Source organism: Pseudomonas farsensis, from assembly GCF_014268805.2.
Classification (GTDB): Bacteria; Pseudomonadota; Gammaproteobacteria; order Pseudomonadales; family Pseudomonadaceae; genus Aquipseudomonas; species Aquipseudomonas farsensis.
Window position 1 is genome coordinate 949,687 of the sequence record NZ_JABWRF020000001.1, and the last position, 14,936, is coordinate 964,622.

Genomic DNA, 14,936 nt, shown 5'->3' on the forward strand with positions numbered 1-14,936 from the left:
TCAGGTAGCCCCGGCGTGGCTGTCGAGCAGGGCCATGAAGGCCCTGGCCGCGTTCGATAACGTGCGTTCGGTGTGCAGAATGTAGCCTAGCTGGCGCGACAGCTGTATGCCCGGCAGGGCGATGGGTGCCACCTGCTCATCGAGCATAGTCCGTGGCAGCACACTCCACGCCAGGCCAATGGAAACCATCATCTTGATGGTTTCGAGGTAATTGGTGCTCATGGCGATGTTCGGCGTCAGCCCCTGGCTTTCGAACAGCCGCTGCACAATATGGTGGGTAAAGGTATTGCCGCCGGGAAAGACCGCCGGATGGCGCGCCACATCTGCCAGGCTGACACCGCCAGTGCGCGCCAGCGGATGCTCGGGGGCGGCGACGAAATCCAGCGCGTCGTCCCATACCGGGGTGGCGCGGACCAGGTGGTGAGGCTCTGGGGCAAGGGTGATTACGGCAATTTCTGCGCGGCCATGGAGAATTTCATCGTAGGCCGCTTCCGAATCCATGAACTGAATATCCAGCGCCACGGCCGGATACTGCCGGGTAAAAGCCCGAAGCAGCGGGGGCAGGCGGTGCAGGCCGATGTGGTGGCTTGTTGCCAGGGTCAGCCGACCACTCACCTGGCCAGTCAAATTGGTCAGTGCGCGTCGGGTATCATCAAGCACGTTGAGGATCTGATAGGCCCGTGGCAGCAGGGCCCGGCCGGCTTCGGTCAGGGTCACTTCCCGGCCCAGGCGGTCGAACAGGCGCACGTCCAGTTGTTGCTCAAGGCCGGCGATGCGCTTGCTGATGGCAGGCTGGGTCAGGTGTAACCGTTCGCCTGCCCCTGAAAAGCTTCCCGTCTCGGCAATCGCGATAAACGCACTAAGGTTGGCAAGATCCAAGGTTCAGATTCCTAGTGGTTATGCAAAGCATGAAAATTATGAATTTGAGTTATTCAATCTATCGCCATAGCATCGTCCGTACAAGCCAAGGGGTCTTTGGCATAGAAAGACGCTGATGAGGAAACAGTCTGATGGCTGGCAAAACGCTCTACGACAAACTCTGGGACGCTCATGAAGTCAAGCGCCGTGATGACGGCTCTTCGCTGATCTACATCGACCGTCACATCATCCACGAAGTGACCTCGCCCCAGGCTTTCGAGGGCCTGCGCCTGGCCAGCCGCAAACCGTGGCGCATCGACACCAACATCGCCACCCCCGACCACAACGTGCCGACCACCCCGGAACGCAAGGGCGGTATCGAAGCCATCGCCGATGAAGTTTCGCGCCTTCAGGTGCAGACCCTCGACGAAAACTGCGACGAATACGGCATCGTCGAATTCAAGATGAACGACGAACGTCAGGGCATCGTGCACGTGATCAGCCCCGAGCAGGGCGCAACCTTGCCGGGCATGACCGTGGTCTGCGGCGACTCGCACACCTCCACCCACGGCGCATTCGGCGCACTGGCCCACGGCATCGGCACCTCCGAGGTTGAGCACGTGCTCGCCACCCAGTGCCTGGTCGCCAAAAAAATGAAGAACATGCTGGTGCGCGTCGAAGGCCAGTTGCCTGCAGGCGTTACCGCCAAGGACATCGTCCTGGCCGTAATCGGCAAGATCGGCACCGCCGGTGGCAACGGCCATGCCATGGAGTTCGCCGGCAGCGCCATTCGCGAGCTGTCGATGGAAGGCCGCATGACCATCTGCAACATGTCCATCGAGGCCGGTGCCCGGGTGGGCCTGGTCGCCACCGATGCCACCACCATCGCCTATGTAGAAGGCCGCCCGTACGCGCCTAAAGGCGAGCAGTGGAAGCTTGCAGTAGAAGCCTGGAAAGACCTGGTGTCTGACGACGACGCCGTGTTCGACACCGTTGTCGAGTTGGACGCTTCGCAAATCAAGCCGCAGGTGAGCTGGGGCACTTCGCCTGAAATGGTCCTGGCGGTCGATCAGCGCGTGCCGGACCCGGCTGCCGAAGCCGACCTGATCAAGCGCGGCTCCATCGAACGTGCCCTGAAGTACATGGGTTTGAGTGCCAACCAGGCGATCATCGACATCCGCCTTGATCGCGTGTTCATCGGCTCGTGCACCAACTCGCGCATTGAAGACCTGCGCGCCGCCGCCGAAATCGCCAAGGGCCGCAAGGTTGCCGCCAGCGTCAAGCAGGCCATCGTTGTGCCGGGCTCGGGCCTGGTCAAGGCTCAAGCCGAGCGTGAAGGGCTGGACAAAATCTTCCTCGAAGCCGGTTTTGAATGGCGTGAGCCTGGCTGCTCGATGTGCCTGGCCATGAACCCGGACCGCCTCGAAAGCGGCGAGCACTGCGCATCTACTTCCAACCGTAACTTCGAAGGCCGCCAGGGCGCCGGTGGCCGTACCCACCTGGTGAGCCCGGCCATGGCCGCCGCCGCCGCCGTAACCGGCCACTTCATCGATGTTCGCGAGTTGATCCAAGGGAGCGCAGCATGAAAGCCTTTACCCAGCACATTGGTCTCGTCGCGCCGTTGGATCGTGCCAACGTCGATACCGACCAGATCATCCCCAAGCAGTTTCTCAAGTCGATCAAACGCACAGGCTTTGGCCCCAATTTGTTCGACGAGTGGCGTTACCTGGATGTTGGCCAGCCGTACCAGGACAACAGCAAGCGCCCGCTCAACCATGACTTCGTGCTCAACCACGACCGTTACCAAGGTGCCAGCGTGTTGCTGGCGCGGGAAAACTTCGGTTGCGGTTCCAGCCGTGAGCATGCGCCGTGGGCCTTGGATGAGTACGGTTTCCGCAGTGTGATCGCGCCAAGCTTTGCCGACATCTTCTTCAACAACAGCTTCAAGAACGGCCTGTTGCCCATCATCCTTGACGCCGCTGAAGTAGACGAGCTGTTCAAGCAGGTCGAGGCCAACCCGGGTTACCAGTTGACCATCGACCTTGAAGCCCAGGCGGTGACCCGCCCGGACGGCAAAGTGCTGAAGTTCGAGATCGACGCATTCCGCAAGCACTGCCTGCTCAATGGCCTGGACGATATCGGCCTGACCCTGCAGGACCAGGAAGCCATCAAGGCTTTCGAAGGCAAGCATCGCGCAAGCCAGCCATGGCTGTTCCGCGACGCCTGAGCTGAACGCACTGACCCGGCCCCATACAAGGATTGAAGCCATGACCAGCAGCACCCACAACGACGTGGTCCAACGCCAGTTCGGCGAGCAGGCCAATGCCTACCTGAGCAGCGCCGTGCATGCCCAAGGCCGCGAGTTTGCGCTGCTGCAGGAAGCATTGGCAGGGCGGGGCGATGCGCGTGTGCTGGACCTGGGTTGCGGTGCCGGGCATGTCAGTTTCCATGTGGCGCCACAGGCTGGCGAAGTGGTGGCTTATGACCTGTCGCAGTCGATGCTCGATGTGGTCGCAGCTGCGGCCGATGCGCGCGGTCTTGCCAACATCCGCACCGAGTGTGGCGCTGCCGAGCATCTGCCGTTTGCCGATCAGTCGTTCGACTTTGTCTTCAGCCGTTATTCGGCGCACCACTGGAGCGACCTGGGCCTGGCCCTGCGCGAGGTGCGCCGGGTGCTCAAGCCGGGTGGGGTGGCAGCGTTCATCGACGTGATGTCGCCGGGCAGCCCGTTGCTCGACACTTACTTGCAAAGCGTCGAGTTGCTGCGCGACACCAGCCATGTGCGCGACTACAGCGTCGCCCAATGGCAGCGTCTGGTCAGCGAAGCCGGGTTGCACGTCACTGGCCACAGCCGCCAGCGCCTGCGTCTTGAATGGCAGTCGTGGGTCGAGCGCATGCGCACCCCTGAAGCGCTGCGCGTAGCCATACGCCAGTTGCAGCAAGCCATGGGCGAGGAAGTACGGCAGTATTACCAGATTGAAGCCGATGGCTCGTTCAGCACTGACGTGCTGGTGCTTTGGGCTGAACGTTGATTATCTACGGTGTGGCCGAACCGGCCGCACCGCTTGAATGAATAGAGGAAAGCATGAGCAAGCAGATTCTGATTCTCCCAGGCGATGGTATTGGCCCGGAAATCATGGCCGAAGCGGTCAAGGTACTGGAGCTGGCCAACGACAAGTTCCAGCTTGGTTTCAGCCTGGCCCATGATGTGATCGGCGGCGCAGCCATCGACAAACACGGCGTACCGCTGGCTGACGAAACCCTCGAGCGCGCGCGCAAGGCCGACGCCGTGCTGCTGGGCGCCGTGGGTGGCCCGAAGTGGGACAAGATCGAGCGCGATATCCGCCCGGAGCGCGGCCTGCTGAAAATCCGTTCGCAACTGGGCCTGTTCGCCAACCTGCGTCCAGCCATTCTCTATCCGCAACTGGCGGACGCATCCTCGCTCAAGCCAGAAATCGTTTCTGGCCTGGACATCCTCATCGTCCGTGAACTCACCGGCGGCATCTACTTTGGTGCTCCGCGCGGTCAGCGCGAGCTCGAAGGCGGCGAGCGCCAGGCTTACGACACCCTGCCGTACAGCGAAAGCGAAGTGCGCCGCATCGCCCGCGTCGGCTTCGACATGGCCCGTGTGCGCGGCAAGAAGCTGTGCTCGGTCGACAAGGCCAACGTACTGGCCTCCAGCCAACTGTGGCGTGAAGTGGTCGAAGAAGTGGCCAAGGACTACCCGGATGTCGAGCTGAGCCACATGTACGTGGACAACGCCGCCATGCAGTTGGTCCGCGCACCGAAGCAGTTCGACGTTGTAGTGACTGACAACATGTTCGGCGACATCCTGTCCGATGAAGCCTCCATGCTCACCGGCTCCATTGGCATGCTGCCGTCGGCGTCGCTGGATGCCGACAACAAGGGTATGTACGAGCCTTGCCACGGCTCGGCACCGGACATTGCCGGGCAGGGCATTGCCAACCCGCTGGCGACCATTCTGTCGGTGTCGATGATGCTGCGTTACAGCTTCAACCAGGTGGCCGCTGCCGAAGCGATCGAACGGGCGGTAAGCCTGGTCCTGGACCAGGGCCTGCGCACGGGTGATATCTTCTCGTCGGGTTGCCGCAAGGTTGGTACGCAGGAAATGGGCGATGCAGTAGTCGCAGCGCTGCGGAATCTGTAATCTCTCTGGCCCGCCACCACTAACTCCCGGTGGCGGCCCACTTTTTAGCAAAGGTGTAGTTGCGATGAAACGTGTAGGTCTGATCGGTTGGCGTGGAATGGTCGGTTCCGTGCTCATGCAGCGGATGCTCGAAGAGCAGGACTTCGATCTGATCGAGCCGGTGTTCTTTACCACTTCCAATGTGGGCGGCCAGGGGCCGAACGTGGGCAAGGACATTGCCCCGCTCAAGGATGCCTACAACATCGACGAGCTCAAGACCCTCGATGTCATCCTGACTTGCCAGGGCGGCGACTACACCAACGAAGTCTTCCCCAAGCTGCGCGAAGCCGGCTGGCAGGGCTACTGGATCGACGCGGCCTCGTCACTGCGCATGCAGGATGATGCGGTGATCGTACTAGACCCGGTCAACCGCAAGGTGATCGACCAGCAGCTGGACGCCGGTACCAAGAACTACATCGGCGGCAACTGCACCGTCAGCCTGATGCTGATGGGCCTGGGTGGCTTGTTCGAAGCAGGTCTGGTGGAATGGATGAGCGCCATGACCTATCAGGCAGCCTCCGGCGCCGGTGCGCAGAACATGCGCGAGCTGATCCGTCAGATGGGCGCAACCCACGCCGCTGTCGCCGACGACCTGGCCAACCCGGCCAGCGCCATCCTCGATATCGACCGCAAGGTTGCCGAAGCCATGCGCGGCGAGGCGTTCCCTACCGAAAACTTCGGCGTGCCGCTGGCTGGCAGCCTGATCCCGTGGATCGACAAAGAGCTGCCGAACGGTCAAAGCCGTGAAGAATGGAAAGCCCAGGCCGAGACCAACAAGATCCTCGGTCGCTTCAAAAGCCCGATCCCGGTCGACGGTATCTGCGTGCGCATCGGCGCCATGCGTTGCCACAGCCAGGCATTGACCATCAAGCTGAACAAGGACGTGCCGCTGGCCGATATCGAAGGCATGATCAGCCAGCACAACCCATGGGTGAAGCTGGTGCCGAACCAGCGCGAGGCCACCATGCAGGAGCTGAGCCCGGCGCGTGTTACCGGCACCCTGAACGTGCCGGTCGGTCGTCTGCGCAAGCTGAACATGGGCTCGCAGTACCTGGGCGCATTCACGGTCGGCGACCAACTGCTGTGGGGTGCTGCCGAACCGCTGCGCCGCATGCTGCGGATTCTGCTGGAGCGCTGATTGCCCAGGGTTGATCCTTAGCTCTGCCGAGCCCGCGCCGCGAAAGTGGCGCGGGCTTTTTATTGGGCGGGGCAGCAACGCTGCGCGCTGCCCTATCTCCCGCCCGGTAATCCAAGTAAAGTGCCGCTCCCGCGCCGTCCCCCCGAAGCAGAAGGACCCAAGCCATGACCGTACCGCTAGATATCGCCGTAGTTGGCGCCACCGGCAACGTAGGCGAAGCACTCGTGCAGATCCTCGAAGAGCTGAGCTTTCCGGTTGCCACCCTGCATCTGCTGGCCAGCATGGAATCAGCGGGCAGCAGCGTGATGTTCGCCGGCAAGAAGATCAAGGTTCGCGAGGTCGACAGTTTTGACTTTGCCCAGGCAAAACTGGTGTTTTTCGCTGCAAGCCCCGCCGTTAGCCGTAGCTTCGCGCCCAAGGCCCAGGCTGCCGGCTGTGCCGTTATCGACTTGTCCGGTGCGCTCGATGGCGCGTACGCCGTGGTGCCAGAGGCCAATGCAGAGCGCGCGGGCCAGTTGCCGCAGCCGGCAGTGATCACGAGCCCCACCGCAGGTGCCGTGGCCCTGGCCGTTGCGCTGGCGCCGCTCAAAGGGCTACTTGATATCGAGCGCATCCAGGTCAATGCCTGCCTGGCGGTATCGGCTCAGGGTAAAGAAGCCGTTGGTGAGTTGGCCCGGCAGACCGCCGAGCTGCTCAACGCTCGCCCATTGGAGCCGCGCATCTTTGACCGCCAGGTGGCGTTCAACCTGCTGGCGCAGGTCGGCACGCCAGACGAGCAGGGCCATACTGGTGTTGAACGGCGCCTGGTCAGCGAACTGCGCCAACTGCTGGGCCTGCCAGACCTGAAGATTTCGGTCACCTGCATTCAAGTCCCGGTGTTTTTCGGCGATAGCTTCAGTGTGGCGGTGCAGAGCCGTTGCCCGGTGGATCTGGCAGCCGTCAGCCGCGCTCTGGACAGCGCCGCCAGCGTGGAGTTGGTCGAACCCGGCGATTATCCGACCCCGGTCGGTGACGCAGTGGGGCAGGACGTGGTCTATGTTGGACGTGTACGCCGTGGAATCGATGAGGATGAACAGCTCAATCTCTGGCTGACCACCGACAATGTGCGCAAAGGTGGGGCGCTCAACGCTGTGCAAGTGGCGCAATTGTTGATTAAACACATGGCGTAAAAGATACTGGCCAGTAATTTTGTCCTACACCGCAACAGGTTTTTTGGGACGGTTCATACAAGGGAAGAGTTCATGCTTCGAATTCGCAAACTGGTTTTGGCTATCGCGGCCGCCTCGGCACTGTCGTCGGGCGTCGCGAACGCGCTGGGGTTGGGGGAGCTGACCTTGAAGTCGGCGCAGAACCAGCCGCTGGATGCCGAGATCGAACTGCTCGACGTGCGCGACCTCGCCGCCACCGAAATGGCCCCAAGCCTCGCTTCGCCAGAAGATTTCGCCAAGGCCGGCGTGGCATTGCCTGCCTACCTTGAGGACCTGACCTTCACCCCAGTGATCAACCCCAACGGCCGCAGTGTGCTGCGGGTAACCTCCAGCAAGCCGCTGCCGGAACCTGTGATCAAGTTCCTGGTGCAGGTGATGTGGCCCCAGGGCCGCCTGTTGCGTGACTACAATGTGCTGCTCGACCAGGCTCAGGCCCAGGACAGCAAGGCCGCCCAGGCCAACATCGCCCCGGCGGTCAGCGCGGGCAGCTACACCACCAAGCGTCGCGATACGCTCTGGCAGATCGCCGCGCGCAATACCCAGGGTGGTACCGTCCAGCAGACCATGCTGGCAATCCAGGCGCTGAACCCCGACGCCTTCATTGGCAACAACATCAACCAACTGAAGGTCGGCCAGGTGCTGCGCCTGCCTGACCAGCAGCAGGTGCAGAGCATTGCGCGCCCTGAAGCCAACCGCGAAGTGGCCGAGCAATACGCCGCCTGGCGTGAAGGCCGGCGTCTCGGCCCGCGTGCCCGTCAGCTCGACGCCACGCGTCGCGGCGAGGCGGGCGCTACGCCCTCGCGCATCGCCCAGGGCGACAATTTGAAGCTGGTTTCGCCAGGTGGCAAAGGCGCTGCCGGCGAAGCCAAGGCGTTGAACGACAAGCTGGCGGTGGCTCAGGAAAGCCTCGATACCAGTCGTCGTGACAACGACGAACTGAAAAGCCGCATGACCGACCTGCAGAGCCAGTTGGACAAGCTGCAGCGCTTGATCGACCTGAAAAACGACCAGTTGGCGCGCCTGGAGGCGCAGGGTGCTGCTGCGCCTGCCGCACAAACGCCGCCGGCAGCATTGCCGGGGGAACCTGTGCCCGCGCAACCTGCGGTCAATGCCCAATTGACCCCTGCCGAGCCTGTGGTGGCGCCTGCGCCGGCCGCGGCCGACACCGCGCCAGTGGTTACCGAGGAGCCCGCTGCGCAAGCGCCGAGCATGCTCGATCAATTGCTTGGCAACCCGCTGCTGCTGGCGCTGATCGCAGGTTCCGCGTTCCTGGTGCTGTTGCTGCTGTTGCTGCTGTTGGCGCGCAAACGCAAGGCCGACCAGGAGGCTGAAAAGCACCTGCGCATGGCACGCGCGCTTTCCGAGGAGGGCGATCGCGGCCCTGATCTGGAGCTGCCCGCCGACAGTTTCGGTGACCTGGAAATCGCCGCGCCGACCGTCAGCCTGTCGCCTGCCGTGGTCGCAGCGTCTGCGGCTGCCGCTACTGCCGCTGAAAAGCCCCAGGCCGCGCCTGCTCCGGCAGTCGACCCGCGCGCCGCGCTGTTTGCTGAAGTTGACGAGAGCCTGGCCCGTGGCCGCCTGAACCACGCTGCCGACCTGCTTGAGGCGGCGGTGGCTTCGGAGCCCCAGCGTAGCGACCTGCGCCTGAAACTGATGGAAGTGTACGCACGCCAAGGTGATCAGGATGCCTTCGTTGTGCAGGAGCGCAAGTTGGCGCCGAGCCCGCAGACCGAAGCTGAAGTCGCCTCGCTTAAAGAACGCTTCCCGGCCATGCTGGGTGTGGCGGCAGTGGCCGTGGCCGCTGGCAGTGCTGCGCTGGCTTCGGGCCTTGATGAACAGTATGTCCAAGAGCTGCTGCAAGAACCCGAGCCGCAAGCTGCGCCGGAGCCCGAGCCGCAACTGGCGCCTGAGCCTGAGCCGGTTGTAGAGCTTGAGCCTGAGCCGTCCCTGGAAGACACCGATCTGAACAGCGACTTTGACCTGAGCCTGGATGACGATCTGCCGGTAGACGATGCCTTCGATCTGCCTGTGCTGGACGAGCCTGCGCCGGTCGCAGCCGCTGAGCCCGTGCAAGCGGCCCCGGCAATTGCCGAAACCGACGCCGACGACGACTTCGAAGCGCTGCTGGCCCAGGCGCAAGCCCAATCCGCGCCCGCCGAAGTTGACGATCTGGCGGATTTCGACCTGGATATCGCTGAACCCGCTGCTGGCGGCAGCGATGCGCCGGTGGATGTCGCCGCTGAACTGGCAGCGTTCGAGGCAATGCCTGAGTTCGACCCTATGTCCGAGCTTGAGCTGCCGCAAGACTTCGACCTGTCGCTGTCGCTGGACGACGATTCGCCGGCGGCGCAGAACTTCGCCTCGGAACTCGACGACGTCAACGCAGAGCTCGACAAGCTGTCGCAGAACCTCGAAACCCCGTCGCTTGAGCCGCAGTTCACTGCCGAAGATGCAGCGCTCGACCCAGAGCCGCTGGACGACCTGGACTTCGACTTCTTCTCCGGCACCGACGAAGTGGCGACCAAGCTGGACCTGGCCCGCGCCTACATCGACATGGGCGACCACGATGGCGCCCGCGACATCCTCGACGAAGTGGTCAAGGACGGCGACGACACCCAGCGCCTGGAAGCCAGCGACATGCTCTCGCGCCTGGTCTAAGCCCTCGCGGGGCCTGTCGGCGGCTTCAGGTAGAACCTGGAGCAGTCGGCAGGCCCTGATCGTTTCGGCGGTAGCAGGGTTTGCCGGTATACTTCCCGCCTTTCGTGACTGCATCAGGTTTTCCCCTTTTGGATATCATCGACACCGCCGCCGCCGAATCGGCTGCCGAAGGCTTCTCCCGCATCGCCCTGGGCGTGGAATACAAAGGTGCCCGCTACCGCGGCTGGCAGCGCCAGAGCAGTGGTGTGCCCAGCGTCCAGGAAGCGCTGGAGAAAGCCTTGTCGAAGGTGGCCAACGAGCCCATCAGCGTGCTGTGCGCCGGGCGCACCGATGCCGGCGTGCATGGTTGCGGGCAGGTCGTGCACTTTGACACCCGCGCTGTGCGTGACGAGCGCGCCTGGACCTTGGGCAGCAACTACAACCTGCCCCACGATATCAGCGTGGTCTGGTCGCGGCCCATGCCTGCGCACTTCCATGCGCGCTTCAAGGCCACCGCCCGGCGCTACCGCTACGTCATCTACAACGACCCTATCCGCCCGGCGCACATGGCCGAGGAAGTGACCTGGAACCACCGCCCGCTGGATGTCGAGCGCATGGCCCTGGCTGCGCAGTATCTGCTGGGCACCCACGACTTCAGCGCATTTCGCGCCAGCCAGTGCCAGGCCAAATCGCCGATCAAGCATATCTATCACCTGCGCGTGACCCGTCATGGCCAGATGATCGTACTGGACGTGCGCGCCACCGCCTTCCTGCACCACATGGTGCGCAACATTGCCGGTGTGCTGATGACCATTGGTGCCGGCGAGCGCCCGGTGGAATGGGCGCGTCAGGTGCTGGAGGGGCGCAATCGCCGCGAGGGCGGGGTGACTGCGCATCCATACGGGTTGTATCTGGTGCAGGTGGAGTATCCACCGGAGTACCCACTGCCTGAGCGTTACATTGGCCCACACTTTCTTGGCGGATACGAGGGCTTGGCGGACTGACGCAGCAAAGGTCATTTGCTAACATCCGCCCCTTACCGATCACTCAAGGTTCGCCACCCATGAGCAACGTTCGCAGCAAGATCTGCGGCATCACCCGCATCGAAGACGCCCTGGCGGCAGTCGAGGCTGGCGCTGATGCGCTGGGCTTTGTGTTCTACGCCAAGAGCCCGCGCGCCGTAGATGTGCGCCAGGCGCGGGCGATCATCGCCGAGCTGCCGCCGTTCGTGACTACGGTCGGGTTGTTCGTCAATGCCTCGCGCTGCGAGCTCAACGAGATCCTCGAAGTGGTCCCGCTGGACCTGCTACAGTTCCACGGCGATGAAACCCCGGCTGACTGCGAAGGCTATCATCGGCCCTGGATCAAAGCCCTGCGGGTTCGCCCAGGCGATGACCTGGAAGCCGCATGCCGCTACTATGCAGGCGCTCGGGGCATTCTGCTCGATACCTTCGTTGCCGGCGTTCCGGGCGGTACTGGTGAAGCCTTCGACTGGTCGCTGGTACCGGCAACGCTGAGCAAGCCGATCATCCTTGCAGGCGGCCTTTCTGCCAGCAACGTGGCCCAGGCCATCGCCCAGGTGCGGCCTTACGCGGTCGATGTCAGCGGTGGGGTAGAGCAAGCCAAGGGCATCAAGGATGCCGCCAAAATTGCCGCCTTCATGCAGGCTGTGAGGCAGGCTTGAGGGCGGATGTGACGGCTGGCCGCGCGCCATCGTCCATAGCTTTCGCAGCCCGATGCGGCCAGGCAGCGCCTGAGGCGCGCATCGGCGTAAATATTGGAGGTGGCGCGGCAGGTGGTAAAACCACTGCCGGGCCATCGTCGTTTCAAAGCAGAATTTGAGCTCAAGGGCTGGGCCAGGCGCATAACGCCTGTTCCCGGCCAATACTGGAGAAAGAAAGCATGAGCAACTGGTTGGTAGACAAACTGATCCCTTCGATCATGCGTTCCGAGGTGAAGAAAAGCTCGGTTCCCGAAGGTCTGTGGCACAAATGCCCGTCCTGCGAGGCCGTGCTGTACCGTCCGGAGCTGGAAAAGACCCTCGATGTCTGCCCTAAGTGCAACCACCACATGCGCATTGGCGCCCGTGCGCGTATCGATATTTTCCTCGACCAGGACGGCCGCGCCGAGTTGGGTGCCGACCTTGAGCCAGTCGACCGTCTGAAATTCCGTGACGGCAAGAAGTACAAGGACCGCCTGACCGGCGCGCAGAAGCAGACCGGCGAAAAAGACGCGCTGATTTCCATGAGCGGCACCCTCATGGGCCTGCCGGTTGTGGTCAGTGCCTTCGAGTTCTCGTTCATGGGCGGCTCGATGGGCGCTATCGTTGGTGAGCGTTTCGTACGTGCCGCCAACTATGCGCTCGAGCACCGTTGCCCGATGATCTGCTTCTCGGCCTCGGGCGGTGCGCGCATGCAGGAAGCCCTGATCTCGCTGATGCAGATGGCCAAGACCTCGGCGGTGCTGGCACGTCTGCGCGAAGAAGGCATTCCGTTCATCTCGGTGCTGACCGACCCGGTCTACGGCGGCGTATCGGCAAGCCTGGCAATGCTCGGCGATGTCATCGTCGGCGAGCCCAAGGCACTGATCGGCTTTGCTGGCCCGCGCGTTATCGAGCAGACCGTGCGTGAAAAACTGCCAGAAGGTTTCCAGCGCAGCGAGTTCCTGCTGGAGCACGGCGCGATCGACCTGATCATCTCCCGTGACGAGCTGCGTCCGCGCCTGGCGCGCCTGCTGGCACAGATGACTGGCCAGGCAACCCCGGCAGAAGCCAAAGAAGTCGCTGCGGTCGCGTGATGAACCCGCGCAGCCTGGGCGAGTGGCTCGCCTACCTCGAACAACTGCACCCCTCGGCCATCGACATGGGCCTGGCTCGCTCGCAACAGGTGCTGTCGCGCCTGGCGCTGGGCGCGCTGGCACCCCGGGTGGTCACGGTGACCGGCACCAATGGCAAGGGCTCGACCTGCGCTTTTGTGGCTGCGTTGCTGCAGGCGCAGGGGCTCAAGGTTGGGGTGTACAGCTCGCCGCATTTGCTGCGCTACAACGAACGGGTGCTCATTGACGGCGTTGAAGCCAGTGATGAGCAACTGTGCGAAGCCTTTGCAGCCGTAGAGGCTGCGCGAGGCGAAGTTTCCCTTACCTATTTTGAAATGGGCACCCTGGCGGCGTTCTGGCTGTTCAAACAGTCGGCACTCGATGCCGTGGTGCTTGAAGTCGGCCTGGGCGGTCGCCTGGATACCGTCAACCTGGTAGATGCCGATATCTCGCTGGTGACCAGCATTGGCGTGGACCACATCGATTACCTGGGTGATACCCGCGAGTCAGTCGCCTTCGAAAAAGCCGGTATTTTCCGCCAGGGCAAGCCTGCCTTGTGCGGCGACCTCGATCCGCCACAGCCGCTGCTCGACAAAGCGCGCGAGCTGGCTTGCCCGTTGTTCCTGCGCGGGCGCGATTTCGACCTGTCGAGCACGGATACGCACTGGCTCTGGCGCGGTAGCACAGGTGATGGTGCGGTGGTCGAGCTGCATGATCTGCCGTTGCTCGACTTGCCAATGGAAAACGCGGCCCTGGCATTGCAGGCATACCTGCTGACCGGCTTGCCATGGGATGCCGGGCAGGTTCGCCAGGCGCTGCTGGAGACGCGTATTACCGGTCGCCTCGACCGCCGTGTGGTGCAGTTCGCCGGCAAGTCGGTGCAGTTGCTGCTGGACGTCGGGCACAACCCGCACGCGGCCCAGTACCTGGCCCAGCGCCTGGCAACTCGCCCGGTCAAGGGGCGGCGCCTGGCGGTGTTCGGGCTGCTGGTCGACAAGGACCTCGACGGCGTGCTGGCCCCGCTTGCGGGTCTTGTCGACGACTGGGCAGTGGCGCCCCTGGATACGCCACGCAGCCGCCCGGCAGAGGAGCTTGCACAGGCATTGACGAACCTTGGTGCGACAGTGAAGTCTCACCCAAGCGTCGATGCTGCCCTTGAAGGGCAGTGTGCCAAGGCGACGGCGGATGATCAGATCCTGCTGTTCGGTTCGTTTTTCTGCGTCGGCGAGGCTCTGGCCTGGCTCGAACGGCAGGCCCTCGAGGATGGAGTAGATGGCAGTGCTGGATAAAGGGATGAAACAGCGCATGGTCGGTGCGCTGGTGCTGGTGGCACTGGCGGTGATTTTCCTGCCGATGCTCTTTACCCGCGAGGACGAGATGCGCCAGGTGCGTGTCGAGGCGCCGCAGGCACCGGCCATGCCGAGCCTGCCGCAAGTGCAGGTCGAGCCGGTGCAGGTGCCCGAGCCTGCGCCTGTGGTGGTGCAGGAAGACCAGCCGCCCGTGGTGGTTGATGAGTCGACCGCACCGGCCAGCACGCCAAGCCAGCCCATTACCCCCTCGCCGCAGGTTCAGGCCCAGGCGCAGCCCAAACCGCAGACACCAGTGCCTGCGCCCAAGGTCGAAGCTCGCCCGGCACCGGCTGCCAAGCCTGCCGCGCCTGCCGCGCCTGCCAAGATAGACGTCAATGGCCTGCCGGTCAGCTGGTCAATCCAGTTGGCCAGCCTGTCCAATCGTGCAGGTGCCGACAACCTGCAGAAAACCCTGCGCAGCCAAGGCTACAACGCCTACATTCGCTCGGCCGATGGCATGAACCGGGTGTTCGTCGGGCCACTGATCGAGCGTGCCGAGGCCGAGCGTCTGCGTGATGTGATCAACCGCCAGCAGAACCTCAAAGGTTTCGTGGTGCGTTTCCAGCCTGAGCGCGGCTAGCTGCAGCCGGCCGTTAGTGGCCTGGGTGGGTCTGATTCCAAGGGTAAAGCTGTCCCCGGAGTCAGCCTGCAGCCCTTCAACGACGTGACATTCCGCTTACCCCCGGCCCGCCGCTCTGCTAAAATGCGCCGCCTCAAACGTCGGC

13 protein-coding genes are annotated in these 14,936 nt (G+C 63.2%); 12 read left to right on the forward strand and 1 reads right to left on the reverse strand.

The genetic code is table 11. From position 1 onward, the window contains the following. On the reverse strand, window positions 1–879 hold the full coding sequence (locus tag HU719_RS04260; RefSeq protein WP_186521325.1) for a LysR family transcriptional regulator: 879 nt from the start codon (window positions 877–879) through the stop codon (window positions 1–3). A 131-nt stretch (window positions 880–1,010) separates the two neighbouring features. Between HU719_RS04260 and leuC the strand changes: the two genes are divergently transcribed. The 12 genes from leuC to HU719_RS04320 all read left to right on the forward strand — a co-directional run bounded on the left by leuC (window position 1,011) and on the right by HU719_RS04320 (window position 14,791). Further along, window positions 1,011–2,444: a 3-isopropylmalate dehydratase large subunit gene (gene leuC / locus HU719_RS04265; protein WP_186536947.1), complete on the forward strand. Its 1,434-nt coding sequence runs from the start codon at window positions 1,011–1,013 to the stop codon at window positions 2,442–2,444. After that, window positions 2,441–3,085 (forward strand): 3-isopropylmalate dehydratase small subunit, encoded by a 645-nt coding sequence (gene leuD, locus HU719_RS04270; protein WP_186521321.1) that lies wholly within the window; start codon window positions 2,441–2,443, stop codon window positions 3,083–3,085. The genes leuC and leuD overlap by 4 nt, the downstream gene beginning before the upstream one ends. Before the next feature lie 40 nt (window positions 3,086–3,125). Then, complete coding sequence (locus tag HU719_RS04275; RefSeq protein WP_186521319.1) at window positions 3,126–3,890, forward strand: class I SAM-dependent methyltransferase; 765 nt, start codon at window positions 3,126–3,128, stop codon at window positions 3,888–3,890. Window positions 3,891–3,943: 53 nt separating this feature from the next. Continuing rightward, window positions 3,944–5,026 carry a 3-isopropylmalate dehydrogenase gene (gene leuB, locus HU719_RS04280; protein WP_186521317.1) on the forward strand — a complete coding sequence of 361 codons (1,083 nt, stop codon included), beginning with the start codon at window positions 3,944–3,946 and terminating at the stop codon, window positions 5,024–5,026. Between the two features lie 64 nt (window positions 5,027–5,090). Further along, on the forward strand, window positions 5,091–6,203 hold the full coding sequence (gene asd / locus HU719_RS04285) for an aspartate-semialdehyde dehydrogenase (protein ID WP_186521315.1): 1,113 nt from the start codon (window positions 5,091–5,093) through the stop codon (window positions 6,201–6,203). 164 nt (window positions 6,204–6,367) lie between these two features. Next, window positions 6,368–7,372 (forward strand): aspartate-semialdehyde dehydrogenase, encoded by a 1,005-nt coding sequence (locus tag HU719_RS04290; RefSeq protein WP_186536946.1) that lies wholly within the window; start codon window positions 6,368–6,370, stop codon window positions 7,370–7,372. Between the two features lie 72 nt (window positions 7,373–7,444). Beyond that, window positions 7,445–10,069: a FimV/HubP family polar landmark protein gene (locus HU719_RS04295; RefSeq protein ID WP_186536945.1), complete on the forward strand. Its 2,625-nt coding sequence runs from the start codon at window positions 7,445–7,447 to the stop codon at window positions 10,067–10,069. A gap of 128 nt (window positions 10,070–10,197) precedes the next feature. Continuing rightward, complete coding sequence (gene truA / locus HU719_RS04300) at window positions 10,198–11,052, forward strand: tRNA pseudouridine(38-40) synthase TruA (protein ID WP_186521309.1); 855 nt, start codon at window positions 10,198–10,200, stop codon at window positions 11,050–11,052. 59 nt (window positions 11,053–11,111) lie between these two features. Next, the gene (locus HU719_RS04305; protein WP_186536944.1) at window positions 11,112–11,732 is read left to right on the forward strand and encodes a phosphoribosylanthranilate isomerase; all 621 of its coding nucleotides are present in this window, start codon (window positions 11,112–11,114) and stop codon (window positions 11,730–11,732) included. 218 nt (window positions 11,733–11,950) lie between these two features. Beyond that, entirely contained in the window at window positions 11,951–12,844 is an 894-nt protein-coding gene (gene accD / locus HU719_RS04310) for an acetyl-CoA carboxylase, carboxyltransferase subunit beta (protein WP_186536943.1), read from the forward strand. Next, window positions 12,844–14,151 carry a bifunctional tetrahydrofolate synthase/dihydrofolate synthase gene (folC, locus tag HU719_RS04315; protein WP_186536942.1) on the forward strand — a complete coding sequence of 436 codons (1,308 nt, stop codon included), beginning with the start codon at window positions 12,844–12,846 and terminating at the stop codon, window positions 14,149–14,151. The genes accD and folC overlap by 1 nt, the downstream gene beginning before the upstream one ends. After that, window positions 14,135–14,791 (forward strand): SPOR domain-containing protein, encoded by a 657-nt coding sequence (locus HU719_RS04320; RefSeq protein WP_186536941.1) that lies wholly within the window; start codon window positions 14,135–14,137, stop codon window positions 14,789–14,791. The genes folC and HU719_RS04320 overlap by 17 nt, the downstream gene beginning before the upstream one ends. Window positions 14,792–14,936 lie beyond the last annotated feature (145 nt).

Excerpts from the sequence above, each read along its gene's own strand:
- HU719_RS04295 (WP_186536945.1), top strand. The coding sequence starts at position 7,445 with ATGCTTCGAATTCGCAAACTGGTTTTGGCTATCGCGGCCGCCTCGGCA.
- HU719_RS04305 (WP_186536944.1), top strand. The coding sequence starts at position 11,112 with ATGAGCAACGTTCGCAGCAAGATCTGCGGCATCACCCGCATCGAAGAC.
- accD (WP_186536943.1), top strand. The coding sequence starts at position 11,951 with ATGAGCAACTGGTTGGTAGACAAACTGATCCCTTCGATCATGCGTTCC.
- HU719_RS04290 (WP_186536946.1), top strand. The coding sequence starts at position 6,368 with ATGACCGTACCGCTAGATATCGCCGTAGTTGGCGCCACCGGCAACGTA.
- asd (WP_186521315.1), top strand. The coding sequence starts at position 5,091 with ATGAAACGTGTAGGTCTGATCGGTTGGCGTGGAATGGTCGGTTCCGTG.
- leuC (WP_186536947.1), top strand. The coding sequence starts at position 1,011 with ATGGCTGGCAAAACGCTCTACGACAAACTCTGGGACGCTCATGAAGTC.
- leuB (WP_186521317.1), top strand. The coding sequence starts at position 3,944 with ATGAGCAAGCAGATTCTGATTCTCCCAGGCGATGGTATTGGCCCGGAA.
- HU719_RS04275 (WP_186521319.1), top strand. The coding sequence starts at position 3,126 with ATGACCAGCAGCACCCACAACGACGTGGTCCAACGCCAGTTCGGCGAG.
- folC (WP_186536942.1), top strand. The coding sequence starts at position 12,844 with ATGAACCCGCGCAGCCTGGGCGAGTGGCTCGCCTACCTCGAACAACTG.
- HU719_RS04320 (WP_186536941.1), top strand. The coding sequence starts at position 14,135 with ATGGCAGTGCTGGATAAAGGGATGAAACAGCGCATGGTCGGTGCGCTG.
- leuD (WP_186521321.1), top strand. The coding sequence starts at position 2,441 with ATGAAAGCCTTTACCCAGCACATTGGTCTCGTCGCGCCGTTGGATCGT.